Here is a 17,975-nt window from a genome sequence, read left to right on the forward strand (position 1 = left end):
ATGAAAAAGAAAGTAGTCATTTTCGGAGAAATGTTGTGGGATTGCTTTTCGGATAAAAATTTACCCGGGGGGGCTCCCATGAATGTTGCCCTGCACGCCCAGTTCCTTGGATTGGAAACCAACTTTATTTCTGCGGTAGGAGAAGATATTTTAGGCAAAGATCTATTACAATTTGTAGCAAAAAAATCCCTGAACACCACCTATATCCAAGAACTTACCGACAAACCCACGGGGAAGGTTCTGGTCGATGATAGTGACAGGGAAAATGTCAAATATGAAATCATGAAACCTGTTGCCTGGGATTTTATCCGTTGGAATACGGCCGTTCAAACCCTGGTAGAAAAGGCTGATGCTTTTGTTTTTGGAAGCCTTGCGGCCAGAAGTGATGAAAGCAGGTCCACCCTATTACGGTTGTTGGAAACGACTGCCCTTAAAATTCTGGATATTAATTTAAGAGCTCCCCATTATGATTTTGGAGTTTTAAAACAATTGCTGGACAAAACTGATGTCCTAAAAATCAATGAGGAAGAATTGGAAATTTTAGCGGAATTTGAGGGCATTTCACCAGATTGGGAAGAGGCAGTTAAAAAGCTCACCGAAAGATATGACCTGAAAATGGTTTGTATCACCCGTGGAGCTCAAGGAGCCCTAATATATGATGGGGAAAAAAGTTACCAGCACCCTGGCTTTAAAGTCAAAGTTACCGATACAGTAGGGTCGGGGGATGCCTTTCTTAGCGGTTTTGTTTACAAATACCTTCAAGGTGCACAACCCAATGAAATTTTGGATTTTGCTTGCGCATTGGGAGCCTTTGTGGCCACCAATCAAGGGGGTACCCCAAAATATGATATGGAAAATGTCCAGGCCATAATTAAGGGAGTGACTTGAAATTTTAGTTATTGGGAAACGGGTTAAACCTTGATTTGGGAAAGATTGATCTTTGGATGATAGCTGAACCTTCATCCATTATTAAAAAGAAAAAGGTTATTAAACCAAAAAGGTCAAATTTTAAAAAAAGGATACCCAAATAACCGACTAAACCATTTATCATTAAACCCAGTTTTAGCTAACCCAAATATATCTTATGATCCATAACATTTCAGGGATGCAAACCATTCATCCCTGTTTTTATTTAAATCTTCACTCTGATGCCTTTCTCGGCGGATTGAAAGGCTGCTTCCACTACTTTTATATCTTTTAATCCCTCCTCACCTGGCACCATGACCGGCCTATTTTCTAAAATGGCCATTGCATCATGGTCCATTTGGAAAGCTTGTTGGCTTTGTACTTGATCCCTGAATTGCACCCCATCACTTGTAGAACCTTTGAGTCCACGATAAAATTGAAATGGCTCCAAACGAATATGTCCCCTGGAACAGGTAAGGAAAAAACGGTTATAATTAATCCCCAAACTAGTGGCACAGTTGGCCATCAATCCATTGGGAAATTCCAAAATAAAATTCATCGTTTCATCCACCTCATGAAATTTATTGGGCCTAAATGCACTTTTATAAGCCATCACAGAAACAGGCTCCTGTCCACTGATAAAGCGGGCATTATTTATGGGATAAACTCCCATATCATACATAGCTCCCCCTCCCATACTTTTATCCAATCTCCAGTGACCACTTCTCCCGTCAAAATACCCTGCAGATGCATCGATCACCTGCAAGCTTCCATAATTATCATTCCTGACAAATTCCCTGATTTGACGGGTATTGGGTTCATGCTGCATGCGGTAACCAATGCATAACTTTACCCTGTTTAGTGCACAGGCTTCTATAATTTCTTCGCATTCCTGGACATTTAAGGCCATCGGCTTTTCGCACCAAACATGCTTTCCTGCATAGGCAGCTTTAACAGAAAATTCTGCATGCATGCTGTTGGGCAGGACAACATAAACTACATCGATATCCGGATTGTCAGCTATATTTTTAAAATTTTCATAGTTATAAATATTTGCATCCGGGATACCATATTTTTTTTGCCAAACTTGAGCTTTGGAAGGAGTACCTGTTACAATCCCTGCCAAATAACAATGCTTGGTCATTTCCAGGGCAGGTGCTAGTTGGTAAGTACTATAACTCCCCAAACCAACCAGTGCTACACCCAATTTTCGCTGGATCCTCCCAAAAGTTTTCCCATAAGAAAATACGGGCAAGGTCAAAGCAGAGGTAGCAAAAAGGGCAGATTGTATAAATTGGCGTCTTTCCATGGGTTTTGGGAATATTGGGTAAAGGACATAATTTACAAAAAAGCATCCTGAAAGACCATTAATTAAAGCAAAGGATAGATTTGGGTTTCCTCAAAGGTTTACACCCATTTATTAAATTTTATAAATGCGTTTAAATGAATCCTTAACCGGTTTTAGCTAGCATCTTAACCGTTCTATCATTACAGCTTGCTATCCTCTAACCCAAATACCATTAAAAAGCCCTTTTCGACATAATTTATTGGGATAGATTACTTCACCTCATTCCCTTCCATCTGAATTGCAAATTGCCAGAATATAAAGGTGTAGTCTCAGGCTTCACCTTGAGCGAGGGGGCCAAGGAAGATTTAATCAACCTTTCTATTTGACAATGGAATGATGGAAAGTAGCCTATTCACCTTAAAAAACGGAAAAAAAGGAAAAGAGAAAGCAGAAAAGGCTAAAAAAAACCACGAGCGAAACCCGTGGTTAATAATAATTATCATTAGGCCTCTTTGGGAAATAGACATAATTAACCTTTTAGTGACTTAACTAAAAGGTTAATTTGTTTTTAGGGTACTTTGAAGTAAAATTCAGAGTACAATTTGTGTAAGGAAAAGTACAATTACTGAATTGAAGGGGTTGATTTTTGGGGTGGTTTTGACAATTGGACACACCTGTCCTGTAATCCTTCTTTCCGGCGGTAGTTTTTGTCAAGCAGCTTTGTTGATGGGCGGGGATTCCTGTTGGTTTCTTCGTTTGGCAACTGCTACGGCGTTGGCTGCCATAATGCCGAACAGCACGGCCAGCTTTTCCCTTTTATCTCCCTTTACTCGTATTTTAACCAGTCCATAGTGGTTTTTATGGTTGCCGAAAGCCCCTTCCATTGCCGTTGCCCTTTGTTTGGAGACTTCAGCACTCAGAATCTTTTCGGCTTTGTTGTGCGGTTTGGGGCCTTTTTTGGGGAAGCCGGTGAATATGTCTTTGGAGGTACAATACTTTCTGTTGGCATTGGTGGCATAAATCCGGTCGGCACCCAGCTGGGAAGTCTGTCCGAAAATCCGGGTATGTTTTACCGTGGATATTTTCAACCGGGTACATTCATTGAAGTTGTTGAAGTCCAGTTTATCGATAAATGATAGCCCGCCTGTCTGAAGGATATGGGCTTTCATACCGAACTCCACAGGTTTGTTTTCCTTTCCCCGGACGATCGGCCGGAGATAAGGTTTATGGAGGGAAACGATGCGGTCCTTAAGTTCGGAGGGAGGATTTTCCAACAAAAACTGCTGCTGGACCAAGACTTTTTTGATGGTCTTCAGACAGGCAAAGTCATTTGGTTTAAGCCCCGCCCCTTGATAAAAGTCTAGGATCTCTTGTAACTGGCCAAGTCCTTTTTCCAACAGGAAGACCAGGGATTTTTTCCTTTTGAGGGTTTCCTTAAAGGATTTGCGTCTTTTACGGAAGTAGCCAAGCTGTTTGGCCTTCTGCTCCCTGTATTTTGACCGGGGCCTTTTTATGCCCAATTGTTTACATTTTTTGAACAGTTGCTTTTCAAACACCCACTGGCAGCATTCCCAGAGTAGTTTGGGGTCGGTGGGGAAACGGACATAACTTTCATAACAGGTGGCATCCATTAATAAGACGTGGCTGTTGTCCACATCCTGTTTCCAGTGATCCATTAGTACCTCTTGGATCTGTTCCCAGTGGCAATGTTCCTCGATGTAGGCCCTGATCCGTGTCATAATGGTAAGGTCCCGGATCTGTTGGTCTGCTGCCAATACTTTCCCGCAGAAATACTGAAGGCTCCAGTCGGTATTGAAACGCTCTATCAATTGGCGGTCTGAGGTATTCAGGTAGGCTTTCAAAAACATCAGGGCAAACATGCCCTTGGCACCGAACCACCTTGGGGCACCAGGCCCCTGCAGCTTTTCAGGAACAAGGCTCGAAAGCTTTTCCCATGGCAGGCTGTCATGGATCTGGCCAAGCAAGGAATTCTTGAAAAAGTGATACTTTGGAGAGTATCCGTCAAAGTCTTTGAAAATAGGGAGCTGTATGGTATCTTTCATAGTATTTTTGTCTGCAAACAAAAAATACGAAAAAGAAAACCCCGGAAAAAGCCCTTTTGGACGATTTTCGGGGTTTTTGAGTTATTTTTTCGCAACCCTGTTTATTAAGAGTCAGTGATTTAGCTAATTAACAAGAAGCCCTCATTAGTTGTAAAATCACTCTACGGGTAGATATTTCCCTTTCAACTGAAATTTCCTAAAAGCTCTTACCAAGAGAAACTTTGATTACACTATTCTGGGTGGTCTTCCCATCATAGTTAATACTGGTCAATCCAAAATCATAGCTTCCCTGCACATTAAACCCTAATGGAAGGTTGACACCAATTCCGGCCACCCCTCCGAGTTCATAGTTCTTCATTTCTCCAATGGTGGAAAAATCAGTACTTCCTTCATACTTTCTTGCCACCAAAAAGGAAGCTTGGGGTCCGGCAAAAAGGTTAATCATTGGAAAAATTCCTACCCTTACCAATACAGGAAAATCTATATAATGGAGCCGGTCTTTAGGAGAAGATCCAATATTTTCCGGTTTGCAGCCTTTCTGGGAATATTGCACCCCAGGCTCAATTGCCACAATGCCCAACATATTCAGTTTCGAATAAACACCAGCATGAAAACCCATATTGGCCCCGGCTTCCACTCCCTGGACATCCGGATAATTCCATCCTGCCCTGATTCCTGTTTGTGCACTTGCATTTTGATAAGCCAAAGCAAGGACAAAGCATAATATAAATAGGATTCCTTTTTTCATAACAAATTAATTTGTAAAAGTAAAAGCCCTGTTTTACCAGGGCTTTCATTATGAAATGAATTAATTAGGGAAGCTGTATCCCAGGGATACTTTGAAACCTCTATTGTACACATTGGCATCAGAATCCTTAAAAACAGGAGTCAAACCAAGGTCATAACTTCCTTGGACATTCAAACCAATGGGTAGGTTATAACCTATACCAAAGACCAATCCTGCGTCAAGGTCATTGATATCATCCCTTTCCCATTCAAAGGTGGAACCGAAAGCTTCCCCTTCCATTTTAGATTCCAGCAAAATAGATCCTTGAGGACCTGCAAAGAGGTTTAACCCATCTGTTGCATAAAAACGAAGCAATATGGGAACATCCACATAATTGAGAATAGTTCTGGATTCGGTAAAATTGTCAGCTGCGGTTCCTTTTACTGAATAATAGGCACCCGGCTCGATGGCAAATCCATCAGTAACAAACATATTACCATAAATCCCGGCATGGAAACCGGCCCTGTTTGTATAGTCATTATTGGATCCATCATCCCCTCCCCAGTTGAAGAAGTTGGCACCACCTCGGATACCAAAAGTACTAACTTGCTCACTTGCAGGAGTCCTCATCTGAGCATTTGCGTTGACAGCAAATAATGTTAATGCGGTAAATGCAAAAATTAACTTTTTCATAGTAATATGATAGTTGGTTCGCCTATGTATAAACGAATTCCATGCCAAAATCCAAAAAAAAAAAGGAGGTTCGCAATCGAACCTCCTTTTTTTAGGTAAAATTCTAATAATGATTATACCACCCGCTTTTCAATATAATTGGAATTAAGGATAGCCAAGCCACCCATATACTTGAGTTTGAACCTGATCAAGTCACCTACTTTGTAGTTTTTCGGGTTTTTTCCAAGGTCAAGGACTATCATATCCGAACTGGCTCCTATGATTTCAAACTCTCCATTTTTTGGAATCAGGTATTTGGGATCCACATCCAACAGGCCAATGTCCAATAGGGCCCTAAAAGATGACTGACCATAAAGGCTTTCATCAATTTCCACCATTTCCCCTTGGACATTTGTTGCCAAATTCCCCATAGGCAAAACTGGTTTTTCCTGCATTTCAATAATTTCCGTGCAAAGCTCAAGCACATTTTGACGCATCCCCTCTATAGGCTTGTCCTCAAAGAGATTATTGCCAAAATATAACGTTTCCCCTACCCGGAAATGGTTGACGCCTTTGGGCAGTTGTTTGTTTAACATCAACGGAATGGTCACAGAAGTACCCGCAGAAACCAAAGGTATTTTCTTATTGAACTTCAATTCGATAATTTGCTTGTAAAGGCAAAGTTGGATCAGTTTATCAGTGGATGGCATCACCCCATTTAAACAGTTGAGATTGGTTCCCAAACCAATTACTTCCACATGGGGAAGCCTAAAAACGCTGGCATAGAAATCCACGAGGTGATCTCCCATTACCCCTTCTCTTAGGTCACCTGTTTCCACCATAATAATGATTTTGTGGACCTTATCCTGCTTGGTAGCCTCCTCACTGATCCATTTAATGGTGTTAAATTCACTATTGAGGCTGACATCTGCGTATTTGACTACATCTGCCAAATTCCGTTTGGAAGGTGGTTTGATATAAACCGTTTTGATTTCAGGCTTGATTTTTTTGACCTTAGCCAAATTACTGATCCTGGAATCATGGATTTCATCCACCCCCATGTTAATCAACTCCCTTAAGTAAATTTCATTCCCACAAAGCACTTTGGAAACCACGCCCCATCCTACTTTGTTTTCCTTGAATTTGCCTTTTAGAAATTCATAATTATATCTAAGGTTGTTTCGATTTAGGTTCAAAAAAGCCATCTTATTTTTTAAGTCTCATTTCCAGGTATTTATTGGTAAACCCTAGTTTTTCGTATAGAAATCTTGCCGGGTTGTCGGGCTCTACGTGAAGCGCCACATCGCCCTCTGCCATATCTATGGCCTTATTCATTAACTTACGGCCAACACCCTTTCCGCGTTGGCTTCCATCTACGGCGATATAAACTAATATATTTTCAGGAATATACCCAGACATTCCGGTCTTATTTATGATGACTGCCCCTACAATTACACCATCCTCTCGGCCTGCAACGGTGAATCCTCCCTTTTCTTCGGATTTCCCCAGGGCATAATCAAGGCAGTTCATGATATGTTCATGTGGATCACCATATTGATCCAAATGTTCATATAAGAAATCTGCAATCTCTTTTTTTTGTTCCAAGCTAGGATTATCAGAGGGTATTAAAGTTTCTATTTGTAACATAAGCTAGATTTATTGATTAATAATTAATTGCTTTTTGTCAATTTCATAACTTTATAGATCAACACAAATACCAGTAAGGAGGCAAATACACCAAAAAAATTAGGGTCCAACTTAAGGGGCAAAGTGACTCCCCAAATGGATAGACCGGCAGTCACCCCTCCTCCTACGATCATGGAAGCCATAGCTGCCATAGGGTTTCTAATGTCCCAAAATAATCCGGCCAATATAGGAACCAGTAGTCCCGATACCATAAAGGCATAAGAGTACAGCATCAGTTCTAAAACATTGGTCATTTGTATGGCAATGATCAGTGCCCCAGTCCCGATGAGCAGGGTAAACAGCTGACCTATCCTCATGCTGACCCAATCTTTTTTCTTATTAAGCCATCTCCCGCACAAGTCTGTGGTGATATTTCCAGAAGCCGCCATTAAGCAGGAATCAGCGGTAGATAATACAGCCGAAAAATAGGCAGACATCATCAATCCCATAATTCCAGGAGGCAAAACCGTCCTTAATAAAATAGGAAGCCCCATTTCCGGATCCAAATTTTCCTTGGCCACTGCAATCATATCCTGCTCAAATGCCACCCTGGCCAATACCCCTAGGGAAACGCCCATAAAAGCCATGATGGGCCACTCAAAAACTCCAGCAATATACCAGGCTTTTTGGGCAGACTTGACATCTCTGCTGGCAAAAATCCTTTGGTATAAAGTCATCCCCACAAACCAAATAGGCAAAATGGTAATCCCCCAGTTGGCCAGATCCTGCCAGGTCAAATTGGCCAGGGAAAAATATTTATCAGGCAGCGTTTCACTGATCTCTTTCCAGCCTCCCACATAAAAATAGGACACGGGAAGACCAATAAAAATAAATCCCATTAGTAAAATAATCCATTGTACGGTGTCAGTATAGATTACTGCTTTCAAACCACCCAGTACGGTATAAACCACAGCAATAACACCCATAATCAGAAGGGCCAGGTTGATATCCAGTCCTCTAAAAGTTCCCGCAGCTAATTTTGCTCCCGCCAAAAGCTGAGAAGAAGTAAAGCCTAAATAACCGACAAAAGATATGATGGCTGCTACAATGGCCACATTCCTGTTAAACAAATATTTGAATATCTGGGGGAAAGTATAAAACTTGGCAAAAGCTGGATTTTGTTTTACTTTTGGAATCAGAAAAACACCTGCCAGCCAAGCACCCAAAAGTCCCGTAAATAACATCCAACTTCCAGAAAGCCCCATTGCAAAACCAAGGCCTCCCAGTCCAATAGAAAAGCCACCACCCACATCGGTAGCCACCACTGACAAGCCTATATGCCAACTCCCCATGCTCCTCCCCCCTACAAAATAGTCATCTTGCCCTTTATTGCTCCGCATAAAATAAAATCCTACGCCAAGCATAAGGATCATGTATACCACAAAAATAATCAGATCTATTGTCTCCATGGAGTCTGCATTTCTGTTCAACTTCAGGCTTTGGGGCCGTCAAAAAAGGAAAAAAGGAATAGAAAATAAAGTCATTGCCCCTATTCAAAATGGAAACAGGGCAAAAGGGAATTTGTTATTTGAACTTACTTTTTTTCCTTTCTTCTTTTCCTAATTTCATGAATTAGACTAGAAAAACCTTAATAATTATTCAAAAAATCAAAATAAAAACTGATTTGACGCAATTCTGCTGTATATATTAATTGGAACCCCGTTTATACGCCAATCAATTTTTAGGCTTTCCTGAAATGCAATCTATAAAACCGTTATTTTCTTGATAATTGAAGGAATCAAGTCAAAGTTGAGGACAATGGATTAATCACCCCTGCTCTTGGAGAAAGGCCAAAAAAAAAGCCGGATGTCCGGCTTTTTTGAATATACTATTTAAATAGATTATTCATTATACATTCTCACTGGTGGCAATTGCGGAGAAGTATTCCCGGTTCATACGGGCAATATTGGTCAAACTGATACCTTTTGGACATTCGATGGAGCAAGCCCCAGTGTTGGTACAAGCACCAAATCCTTCTTCGTCCATTTGGGCAATCATTTTTTCTGCTCTTTCTTTTCTCTCTACTTTTCCTTGAGGCAACATGGCCAATTGAGAAATTTTTGCGGAGGTAAATAGCATTGCAGAAGCATTTTTACATGCCGCTACACAGGCACCACAACCAATACAAGTTGCCGCATCAAAAGCCTCATCGGCAATTTTCTTTGGAATTGGAATCTCATTGGCATCAGGGACACCTCCAGTGTTGACAGATACATATCCACCAGCCTGAATGATTCTATCAAAAGAACCGCGGTCAACCACCAAGTCTTTCACTACAGGGAAAGCCTTGGCTCTCCAAGGTTCGATGACAATGGTATCCCCATCATTGAAAGATCTCATATGCAACTGACAGGTAGTGGTCTGTTCAGGACCATGAGCCTTGCCATTGATATAAAGTGAACACATACCGCAGATTCCTTCTCTACAGTCATGGTCAAAGTGAACTGGATCCTCTCCTTTTTCGGAAAGCTCCTCATTCAGTACATCCAACATTTCCAAAAAGGACATGTCAGATGAAATATTGGATAGATTATATGTTGCAAAACCGCCCTTGTCTGAGCTGTTTTTTTGTCTCCAAACTTTTAAAGTTAAGTTCATAATAATTATGAATTTTTGGTTGTCAAATGATTACTTGTAGCTTCGTTGGGTCAACTTCACGTTTTCAAACTCGAGTGGTTCCTTGTTAAGCTCTTGTTCTACGTCTTCTCCCTGGTATTTCCAGGCACCCACATAAGCAAAATTCTCATCATCCCGAAGGGCTTCCCCTTCTTCGGTTTGGTATTCTTCACGGAAGTGACCACCACAGGATTCGTTCCTGTGCAGGGCATCTCTTACCATTAACTCACCCAACTCAAGGAAATCAGCCACCCGGTGTGCTTTTTCCAGGGAAAGGTTAAGTTCGTCTCCCGTACCCAATACTTTGACATCTTCCCAAAACTCTTTTCTAAGCTCCTGGATTTTGCCAATTGCTTCTTCCAATCCTTCTTTGGTCCTAGCCATGCCGCAATTGTTCCACATGATCTTACCCAATCTTTTATGGAAATCATCTACGGTTTTCTTACCATTGATGCTAAGCAGCTTTTGGATTTTATCCTTAACTTCTTTTTCTGCTTTCTTAAATTCTTCGTGATCTTCAGGGATTTTTTCATTAGGCATGCCGGCAAGGTAATCACCGATGGTGTAAGGGATTACAAAGTAACCATCTGCCAAGCCTTGCATCAATGCAGAAGCTCCCAATCTGTTAGCACCATGGTCAGAGAAGTTGGCCTCACCCAAGGCATAAAGACCCGGAACGGTAGTCATCAAATGATAATCCACCCAAAGGCCTCCCATAGTATAGTGAACAGCAGGATAAATCTTCATCGGTGTTTTGTAAGGGTTTTCACCGGTGATCTGATGGTACATGTCAAACAAGTTGCCGTATTTACTTTCAACAACATCTTCGCCATCCCTGATGATGGCATCTCTAAAGTCAAGGAATACCGCTTCACCGGTTTCATTAACTCCCCTGCCCTCATCACATACATATTTGGCATTTCTGGAAGCCACGTCACGAGGCACGAGATTACCAAATGAAGGATACCTTCTTTCCAGGTAATAATCCCGGTCTTCATCTTTGATATCCTGGGGGGTGATTTGCTTTTTACGAAGCTTTTCAGCCAACTCCTTGGTTTTTGGCACCCATACACGACCATCGTTCCTGAGAGATTCAGACATCAAGGTCAATTTGGACTGATGATCTCCGGAAACTGGGATACAGGTTGGGTGGATCTGAGTATAACAAGGGTTGGCAAAGTATGCGCCTTTTTTATGTGCTCTCCAAGCTGCGGTAACATTAGATCCCATGGCATTGGTAGATAGGAAAAATACGTTACCATATCCTCCGGTACATAGCAATACTGCGTGGGCACTGTGGGATTCAATAGCACCGGTAATCAGGTTTCTGGTAACAATTCCTCTTGCCTTGCCATCGATGTTTACTACATCCATCATTTCAGTTCTTGGGTAAAGTTTCACTTTACCATTGGCTACCTGACGGCTAAGGGCTGAATAAGCTCCCAACAACAACTGCTGTCCTGTTTGGCCTCTTGCATAGAAAGTCCTGGATACCTGGGCACCACCAAAGGAACGGTTGGCCAACAAGCCTCCGTATTCACGGGCAAATGGAACCCCCTGGGCTACACATTGGTCAATGATATTAACAGATACCTCTGCCAATCGGTGAACATTGGCTTCCCTGGACCGGTAATCACCACCTTTGATGGTATCATAAAACAAACGGTAGATAGAGTCACCGTCGTTTTGATAATTTTTGGCGGCATTGATACCACCCTGTGCTGCAATGGAGTGGGCTCTTCTCGGGCTGTCCTGAAAGCAAAATGCCTTGACATTGTATCCCAATTCTGCCAGGGAAGCAGCTGCAGAAGCACCTGCCAATCCGGTCCCCACCACAATCACATCATATTTTCTCTTGTTGGCCGGGTTGACCAACTTCATATTAAATTTATGTTTTGTCCACTTATCCGCTAATGAACCTGCTGGTATTTTAGAATCAAGTATCATATCGACTTTTTATTAATTCAAGGATGAGATATATAGGAAAATAGGCATAAGAGCAAACAAAGCAGGAACCACAATCGCAAATGCACTTCCTATAAACTTGATTGCAGGTGTATATTTCTTATGGTTAAGTCCCAAAGTCTGGAATGCACTTGCAAAACCATGGTACAAGTGAAAACCCAGGAAAATCATGGAGATTACGTACAATCCTACAATCCATAACTCAGAAAAAGAAACGGTAACAACCGTGAACAAATCCTTATGCACTCCGCTTTCATAATTCACCATTGGGATGTCTCCCCAATGCATCTCATACCAGAAGTTCTGAAGGTGAATCACCAAGAATATCAAAATAATGGTGCCCAATACCCCCATATTCCGGGAAGACCAGGTACTGTTTGAACTGCTCTTGTTGGTGTTGTAATTGACGGGTCTTGCGCTTTTGTTTTTGGAAGAAAGGATGATGGCATAAATTACGTGACCGATTACGGATAGGTACGTAATATAACTTAGAATTTTCACACCGGTATTGGTGGTCATAAACTTGGCATACTCATTAAAAGCTTGCCCTCCGTCACTTTTTAATAGTAACATGTTCCCTGAAACGTGACCGATCAGGAAGAGGATCAAAAACAGCCCTGTGAGAGACATCAGCAACTTTTGACCCAAAGTGCTGTTGAAGGTTTTGGTTACCCAACTCATAAATTTTTTGCTTTATTTTAGTGTATATGGTTTTTATTTTGTTAAAATTTCGATGCCAAATTTACATTTGGAAAGTTTAGTAAGCAATTGATCAAGAAGGAAACCCCTTATTTTAAAAGGTTCTAAATAATAACCACTTACCAAGTTGGGTTATTTTTTTGGACAATTTCTACCCAAAAAGTGTATTTTTTTGGTTGGATTTCTATAATTATATCTACTTCCTTAACTTTAATTCGTTTATATTATAATGTTAAGCAACATTACATCTTTAATACGTAAAACAAATTCAGTAAAAATACTGTGGTAATTTTTAAGATAGATTTCGGTAATTACGTAATCCGGGAGATGATCTTTAAAAACATTTGGGACTTATGAGATACAAATCTTTTCTATTCTTTACCTGTTGTCTTTTCCTTTTAGCCTTACAAGAGGTCCTGGCCACCCACATTAGGGCTGGTGAGATTATCGCAGAAAGGATATCGGTACAAACCCTCACCTACCGGATTACCGTGGTGGGATATACAGATACCCGATCATCGGTTGTGTTTGGACCTGGAGAAATCAATTTTGGAGATGGAAGGATAGAGCAACTGAATACAGAAAGTGATTTTTCCACAGTGGAATCACTGGGCAATCAAATTGAAAAAAACACTTTTGTCATCACCCACACCTATCAAGGCCCCGGACAATACACCATCCGGTTTCAGGAATTTAACCGAAATGATCTTACCCTGAACATGGATAATTCGGTGGACACTCCTTTTTACATTGAGACCATGATTACCATTGACCCATTTTATGGGGTCAATAATTCCCCGGTGCTGACCATCCCTCCTGTGGACAATGGGCAGATCAATACTCGATATATCCATAACCCAGGAGCTTATGATCCTGATGGGGATAGTTTAGCCTATAAATTTCAAGGAGTAGTTCCCTTGCAAGCATTCCAAAGACCGGTAAACAATTATCGAAGCCCCGCTTCCAGCGAATTTAGCTTTAACCAAGAGGATGGGTCTCCTGACCCCTTTATTTCTATGGATCCTGTTACAGGTGATTTGATTTGGGATTCCCCCGGCATTGCAGGGCAATACAATATTGCCTTTCATATCGAAGAATGGCGAAAAATCAATGGGGAGTACCAGCTTATTGGTTATGTGGTCAGGGATATGCAAATCATCATCGAAAACTCTGACAACAGAAGACCTGTGCTGATCATGCCTCCGGATATCTGTGTGGAAGCCGGAACAAAAATAGAAGAAATCATCCAGGGGCAGGATCCCGATGGAGATGATATCAAAATAGAAGTCTTCGGAGACCCCATCGAAATATCTTCTTCCCCAGCCACCTATACTCCTGAAGCAGAATTTCAGTCTACCCCGGGAATAATTAATTTCAATTGGCAGACGGTCTGCGGACACGTCAGGGCAAGGGAATATCAGGTGAGGCTCAGGATAACCGATGATCCGGATTCAGGACCTGCCCTGGTGGATATCCAAACCTGGAACATCAAAGTTATTGGCCCACCTCCCCTGGTCGAAAATGTGGAACAAATGCCTGGACGGACAGCTCAAATCTCTTGGGCCCCTTATTCTTGCGGAAATAGTGCCGAAACCATGCAGATATGGCGCAGTGTCAATAGCAACGCCTATGAACCCGATTCCTGTGAAACAGGCATCAGGAGTGGCTACGAATTGATCGGCACCACCGATATGGATACTTTTGAATTCCTTGATGACAATGGTGGGGAGGGACTGGCTCCTGGCAACACTTATTGTTACCGCTTAGTGGCTGGATTCCCCCAGCCCAGATCGGGAGAAAGTGTGGTTTCCGAAGAGTTCTGTGTGACCATCGATGTAGATGTGCCTATCATTACCAATGTATCGGTAGAAGAAACCAGCACGGAAAATGGGGAGATTTTGGTCAAATGGACTCCTCCTTATGATATCGACTCCCAACAATTCCCCGGCCCCTATGAATACCAGTTGATCAGGGCGGAAGGATTTACAGGGGATCAAAACCTAACTACAGTGACCACCACTGCAGACACCATCTTTACAGATACCGGCATTAATACGGATGACCTGGTTTATAATTATCGGGTGGTTTTACTTGATGGAGGAGATAGGATTGACACCTCCAGTGTAGCCTCATCTGTTTGGTTGCAACCCACCATTATCAATGAGGCCATAGAGCTGAATTGGGAATATGATGTTCCCTGGAACAATACCATCAGTGAATTCACCCATGAAGTTTACCGTAACCGAACTGATCCGGATGCCAACGATGCCGATGTATTTGAACTGATTGCGGAAGTGGATGTCACCCAGGATGGTTTTACTTTCTTTGATGATGGCAGCCATAATGGTGTTCCCTTAAATAGGGATACTGAATATTGCTATTATGTAGTCACCAAAGGGGCTTATAATGTGGATTTATTGACCTATCCATTGGAAAATAAATCTCAAATCATCTGCGCCAGACCAGATGACAACCGACTCCCGTGTCCTCCTGTATTGATTTATGAGGGTCCAGTTTGTGAAGAATTATTGATGGATGAACCCTGTAATTTTGAGGGTTTCTACCATGATCTAAGTTGGGAACCTGATTTTACCGGAGATTGTGATGATGAGCTGGGAGGTTACCGTCTGTATTTCTCCAATACAGGGACCGAAGGCTCCTTTGAGTTGGTTTCTACTATCAATTCCCTCAATACCTCTACCACTATTGAAGGGCTGACTGAGCTGAAAGGTTGTTATTATATCACTGCTGTGGACCGCTCCGGAAATGAAAGTGAACCCAGCAATATTGTCTGCGTTGACAATTGCCCCAATTTCGAACTTCCCAATGCTTTTACCCCTAATGGAGACGGCATCAATGATACCTTCCAAGCATTTGACAATCCATTTGCCCGTTGTCCAAGGTTTGTGGAAGCGGTAGAAATAAAAATATACAACCGGTGGGGTGTTTTGGTGCATGAATACAACAGCAACACTTCCAATGAAAACGACATTTATATCCGTTGGGATGGCCATGATGAAAATGGCAATGAGCTCCCTTCAGGCACTTATTTCTACTCTGGAACCGTAATGTTCAATACCCTGGAGGAAAATATCCGAGAAGAAAAACTGAAAGGCCATATACAGATTATCCGTTAATGCCAATCCAGGAAAAATACGATATCGTCCTATTTGACGGGGTCTGCAACCTCTGCAACACAGCAGTAGATTTCATTATCCAAAGGGATCCCCAAAACCAATTTAAGCTGGCCTCATTACAGGATGAGGCCAGCAAAAAATTGCTCAAAGATTATTCGGTGGAAGAAGATTATTTGGATTCCATCATATTGATCCGTGGGGAAAACGTTTATTATAAAAGCCGGGCAGCATTAGAAATTGCTAAAAAATTAAAGGGGCTATGGCCTCTTTTCTATGGCTTTGTAATTATTCCCACTTTTTTAAGGGATCCCATATATGACTGGATTGCCCGCAACCGATACAAATGGTTCGGCAAAAGAGAAACTTGCCGCATGCCGAGTGAGGAGGATAAATTGAAGTTTTTGACTGCAGAGGAAGTATGAAATTTTAAATCTGAGACTGCCAGCTCGCACCCCTCGGTTCCCTTAAGGGAAGACCTGCTCGCGTCGGTTTGGGAATTAGATAACGCTGAATAGTACAGGTCTTGTCCCCGGAGCTGGCCGTAGTCTCCAGACTACGACCTATTTTGCTTGGAGTCTCCTGACTCCTTCCTCATTTCACATAATATCTTGTATCCGGTCCCCCCACTTTCAAAAACCACTTAATTTCCCTTATCCACTATTATTTTTGAGAAAGCTGCTTGTTCTTTGGTATATTTGAACCCAGAATTTTGAAATCATAAACCTCCATTCCTCGGTTTGAGGGACTTTTTGGCCTATGGGGCTGAGAAGTAATTGGAAACCATAAAAACAACGACATATGAAAGCTTATGTTTTCCCCGGTCAGGGGGCTCAATTCCCAGGCATGGGTAAAGAATTGTATGAGACCAACGAAGAAGCCAAAAAACTTTTTGATCAGGCTGATGAAATTTTAGGCTTCAAAATTACCGACATTATTTTCAATGGTACAGCTGAGGAACTCAAGCAGACCAAGGTCACCCAACCGGCGGTATTTTTACATTCCGTCATTTTGGCTAAGACCACCCCGGATTTCAAACCAGAAATGGTTGCCGGCCATTCTTTGGGCGAACTTTCTGCTTTGGTGGCTGTAGGTGCACTTTCTTTTGAAGATGGGCTGAAATTGGTTTATCAAAGGGCCCTGGCCATGCAGGAAGCCTGCGAAATCAACCCCTCCACCATGGCCGCCATTATCGGTTTGGAAGATGAAAAGGTAGAAGCCATCTGCGCTGATATCAAAGAAGAGGTGGTGGTTGCCGCCAATTACAACTGCCCGGGCCAATTGGTAATCTCCGGTTCCAACAAAGGAATTGAAATCGCTTGCGAAAAAATGAAAGAAGCCGGTGCCAAAAGAGCCCTTCCACTACCCGTGGGTGGTGCTTTCCACAGCCCATTGATGGAGCCGGCCAGGGAAAAATTGCAAAAAGCCATCGAGGCCACTGATTTTTCAGCCCCGCTTTGCCCCGTGTACCAAAATGTCAGCACTAAAGGCGAAACCGATGTGGAAACCATCAAAAACAATTTGATTTCCCAGTTGACCGCACCGGTAAAATGGACCCAATCTGTGCAAAATATGGTAGCCGATGGCGCCACCGATTTTGTAGAATGCGGCCCGGGTAAGGTGCTTCAAGGATTAGTGAAGAAAATTCACCGTGAAGCAGAAGTAGCAGGTTTGTAATACAGATTTGAATTTTATTTAAATTGACCCAACCATGGTCGCTACGTCTTTGCGATTCCCCATGAGCTGGGAAGAAGCCTGCCTGCGGTAGGCAGGCAATCTCCTCTAAAAATTATTTTCAATTATTTAAAAAGCCTGGTTTCTTAATTTGAAGCCAGGTTATTTTTCATTTTGATTGAAAGAGTTTTCCTATTTTTTGATTACCCTGTAGAAAAGTATGGGGTTGAAATTTATTTAAAACCATAATTAGAATATAATTCGTCATCAGTAAATTTCAATCTGGAATGAGGAAAGGAGATAGTGATAATCTTTCATTAAAAGGAGATTGCCACGTCCTTTTCCCGTCCTTGTCCAAGCACAAAAGGACCAGGCAATCACCTTAACTATAATACTTTCGTCCTATTAAGTCGCACTCAGGTTAAAATAATTTGTATTTATTAGTAAAACTCATCGGCTGGAGCGGATTCGTGGACCACTTTTGGGATTTTGAGATTACTGGCATATGTGGATATTCATAATTTAAAAAAATACGTATCACTTTT

14 protein-coding genes are annotated in these 17,975 nt (G+C 41.9%); 4 read left to right on the forward strand and 10 right to left on the reverse strand.

Going from position 1 to position 17,975, the window contains the following annotated elements; translation table 11 throughout:
- Window positions 1-888, forward strand: coding sequence for a carbohydrate kinase family protein (locus tag QWY93_RS01170; protein ID WP_290246368.1), 888 nt, complete (start codon window positions 1-3; stop codon window positions 886-888).
- Window positions 889-1,132: 244 nt separating this feature from the next.
- On the opposite strand, the gene QWY93_RS01175 is transcribed toward QWY93_RS01170, so the two are convergent.
- The 10 genes from QWY93_RS01175 to QWY93_RS01220 form a co-directional block, all read right to left on the reverse strand.
- Entirely contained in the window at window positions 1,133-2,215 is a 1,083-nt protein-coding gene (locus QWY93_RS01175; RefSeq protein WP_290246369.1) for a Gfo/Idh/MocA family protein, read from the reverse strand.
- A 689-nt stretch (window positions 2,216-2,904) separates the two neighbouring features.
- Window positions 2,905-4,257: a transposase gene (locus QWY93_RS01180; RefSeq protein WP_290246189.1), complete on the reverse strand. Its 1,353-nt coding sequence runs from the start codon at window positions 4,255-4,257 to the stop codon at window positions 2,905-2,907.
- A 196-nt stretch (window positions 4,258-4,453) separates the two neighbouring features.
- Complete coding sequence (locus tag QWY93_RS01185) at window positions 4,454-5,005, reverse strand: porin family protein (RefSeq protein ID WP_290246370.1); 552 nt, start codon at window positions 5,003-5,005, stop codon at window positions 4,454-4,456.
- A gap of 60 nt (window positions 5,006-5,065) precedes the next feature.
- Complete coding sequence (locus QWY93_RS01190; protein WP_290246371.1) at window positions 5,066-5,677, reverse strand: porin family protein; 612 nt, start codon at window positions 5,675-5,677, stop codon at window positions 5,066-5,068.
- Window positions 5,678-5,790: 113 nt separating this feature from the next.
- Complete coding sequence (locus tag QWY93_RS01195; RefSeq protein ID WP_290246372.1) at window positions 5,791-6,861, reverse strand: alanine racemase; 1,071 nt, start codon at window positions 6,859-6,861, stop codon at window positions 5,791-5,793.
- A gap of 1 nt (window position 6,862) precedes the next feature.
- Entirely contained in the window at window positions 6,863-7,303 is a 441-nt protein-coding gene (locus QWY93_RS01200; RefSeq protein ID WP_290246373.1) for a GNAT family N-acetyltransferase, read from the reverse strand.
- A 23-nt stretch (window positions 7,304-7,326) separates the two neighbouring features.
- Window positions 7,327-8,751 (reverse strand): sodium:solute symporter family protein, encoded by a 1,425-nt coding sequence (locus QWY93_RS01205; RefSeq protein WP_290246374.1) that lies wholly within the window; start codon window positions 8,749-8,751, stop codon window positions 7,327-7,329.
- 439 nt (window positions 8,752-9,190) lie between these two features.
- Window positions 9,191-9,940: a succinate dehydrogenase/fumarate reductase iron-sulfur subunit gene (locus QWY93_RS01210; protein WP_290246375.1), complete on the reverse strand. Its 750-nt coding sequence runs from the start codon at window positions 9,938-9,940 to the stop codon at window positions 9,191-9,193.
- 30 nt (window positions 9,941-9,970) lie between these two features.
- On the reverse strand, window positions 9,971-11,905 hold the full coding sequence (locus QWY93_RS01215) for a fumarate reductase/succinate dehydrogenase flavoprotein subunit (protein WP_290246376.1): 1,935 nt from the start codon (window positions 11,903-11,905) through the stop codon (window positions 9,971-9,973).
- Between the two features lie 12 nt (window positions 11,906-11,917).
- On the reverse strand, window positions 11,918-12,604 hold the full coding sequence (locus QWY93_RS01220; protein ID WP_290246377.1) for a succinate dehydrogenase cytochrome b subunit: 687 nt from the start codon (window positions 12,602-12,604) through the stop codon (window positions 11,918-11,920).
- Window positions 12,605-12,975: 371 nt separating this feature from the next.
- Here QWY93_RS01220 and QWY93_RS01225 point away from each other — a divergent pair, with 371 nt between their 5' ends.
- From QWY93_RS01225 to fabD, 3 genes are all read left to right on the forward strand, one after another.
- Window positions 12,976-15,759, forward strand: a complete 2,784-nt coding sequence (locus tag QWY93_RS01225; RefSeq protein ID WP_290246378.1) for a T9SS type B sorting domain-containing protein — start codon at window positions 12,976-12,978, stop codon at window positions 15,757-15,759.
- Window positions 15,759-16,181 carry a thiol-disulfide oxidoreductase DCC family protein gene (locus QWY93_RS01230; protein WP_290246379.1) on the forward strand — a complete coding sequence of 141 codons (423 nt, stop codon included), beginning with the start codon at window positions 15,759-15,761 and terminating at the stop codon, window positions 16,179-16,181. Before QWY93_RS01225 ends, QWY93_RS01230 begins: the two co-directional genes overlap by 1 nt.
- Window positions 16,182-16,557: 376 nt before the next feature.
- The gene (gene fabD, locus QWY93_RS01235; protein ID WP_290246380.1) at window positions 16,558-17,433 is read left to right on the forward strand and encodes an ACP S-malonyltransferase; all 876 of its coding nucleotides are present in this window, start codon (window positions 16,558-16,560) and stop codon (window positions 17,431-17,433) included.
- The last annotated feature ends 542 nt before the right edge of the window (window positions 17,434-17,975 follow it).

It is taken from the genome of Echinicola jeungdonensis (assembly GCF_030409905.1).
GTDB lineage: Bacteria > Bacteroidota > Bacteroidia > Cytophagales > Cyclobacteriaceae > Echinicola > Echinicola jeungdonensis.

What these genes read in the sequence shown, in the direction of transcription:
- QWY93_RS01170 (WP_290246368.1), top strand. Translation starts at nt 1, where the DNA reads ATGAAAAAGAAAGTAGTCATTTTCGGAGAAATGTTGTGGGATTGCTTT.
- QWY93_RS01175 (WP_290246369.1), bottom strand. Translation starts at nt 2,215, where the DNA reads ATGGAAAGACGCCAATTTATACAATCTGCCCTTTTTGCTACCTCTGCT.
- QWY93_RS01180 (WP_290246189.1), bottom strand. Translation starts at nt 4,257, where the DNA reads ATGAAAGATACCATACAGCTCCCTATTTTCAAAGACTTTGACGGATAC.
- QWY93_RS01185 (WP_290246370.1), bottom strand. Translation starts at nt 5,005, where the DNA reads ATGAAAAAAGGAATCCTATTTATATTATGCTTTGTCCTTGCTTTGGCT.
- QWY93_RS01190 (WP_290246371.1), bottom strand. Translation starts at nt 5,677, where the DNA reads ATGAAAAAGTTAATTTTTGCATTTACCGCATTAACATTATTTGCTGTC.
- QWY93_RS01195 (WP_290246372.1), bottom strand. Translation starts at nt 6,861, where the DNA reads ATGGCTTTTTTGAACCTAAATCGAAACAACCTTAGATATAATTATGAA.
- QWY93_RS01200 (WP_290246373.1), bottom strand. Translation starts at nt 7,303, where the DNA reads ATGTTACAAATAGAAACTTTAATACCCTCTGATAATCCTAGCTTGGAA.
- QWY93_RS01205 (WP_290246374.1), bottom strand. Translation starts at nt 8,751, where the DNA reads ATGGAGACAATAGATCTGATTATTTTTGTGGTATACATGATCCTTATG.
- QWY93_RS01210 (WP_290246375.1), bottom strand. Translation starts at nt 9,940, where the DNA reads ATGAACTTAACTTTAAAAGTTTGGAGACAAAAAAACAGCTCAGACAAG.
- QWY93_RS01215 (WP_290246376.1), bottom strand. Translation starts at nt 11,905, where the DNA reads ATGATACTTGATTCTAAAATACCAGCAGGTTCATTAGCGGATAAGTGG.
- QWY93_RS01220 (WP_290246377.1), bottom strand. Translation starts at nt 12,604, where the DNA reads ATGAGTTGGGTAACCAAAACCTTCAACAGCACTTTGGGTCAAAAGTTG.
- QWY93_RS01225 (WP_290246378.1), top strand. Translation starts at nt 12,976, where the DNA reads ATGAGATACAAATCTTTTCTATTCTTTACCTGTTGTCTTTTCCTTTTA.
- QWY93_RS01230 (WP_290246379.1), top strand. Translation starts at nt 15,759, where the DNA reads ATGCCAATCCAGGAAAAATACGATATCGTCCTATTTGACGGGGTCTGC.
- fabD (WP_290246380.1), top strand. Translation starts at nt 16,558, where the DNA reads ATGAAAGCTTATGTTTTCCCCGGTCAGGGGGCTCAATTCCCAGGCATG.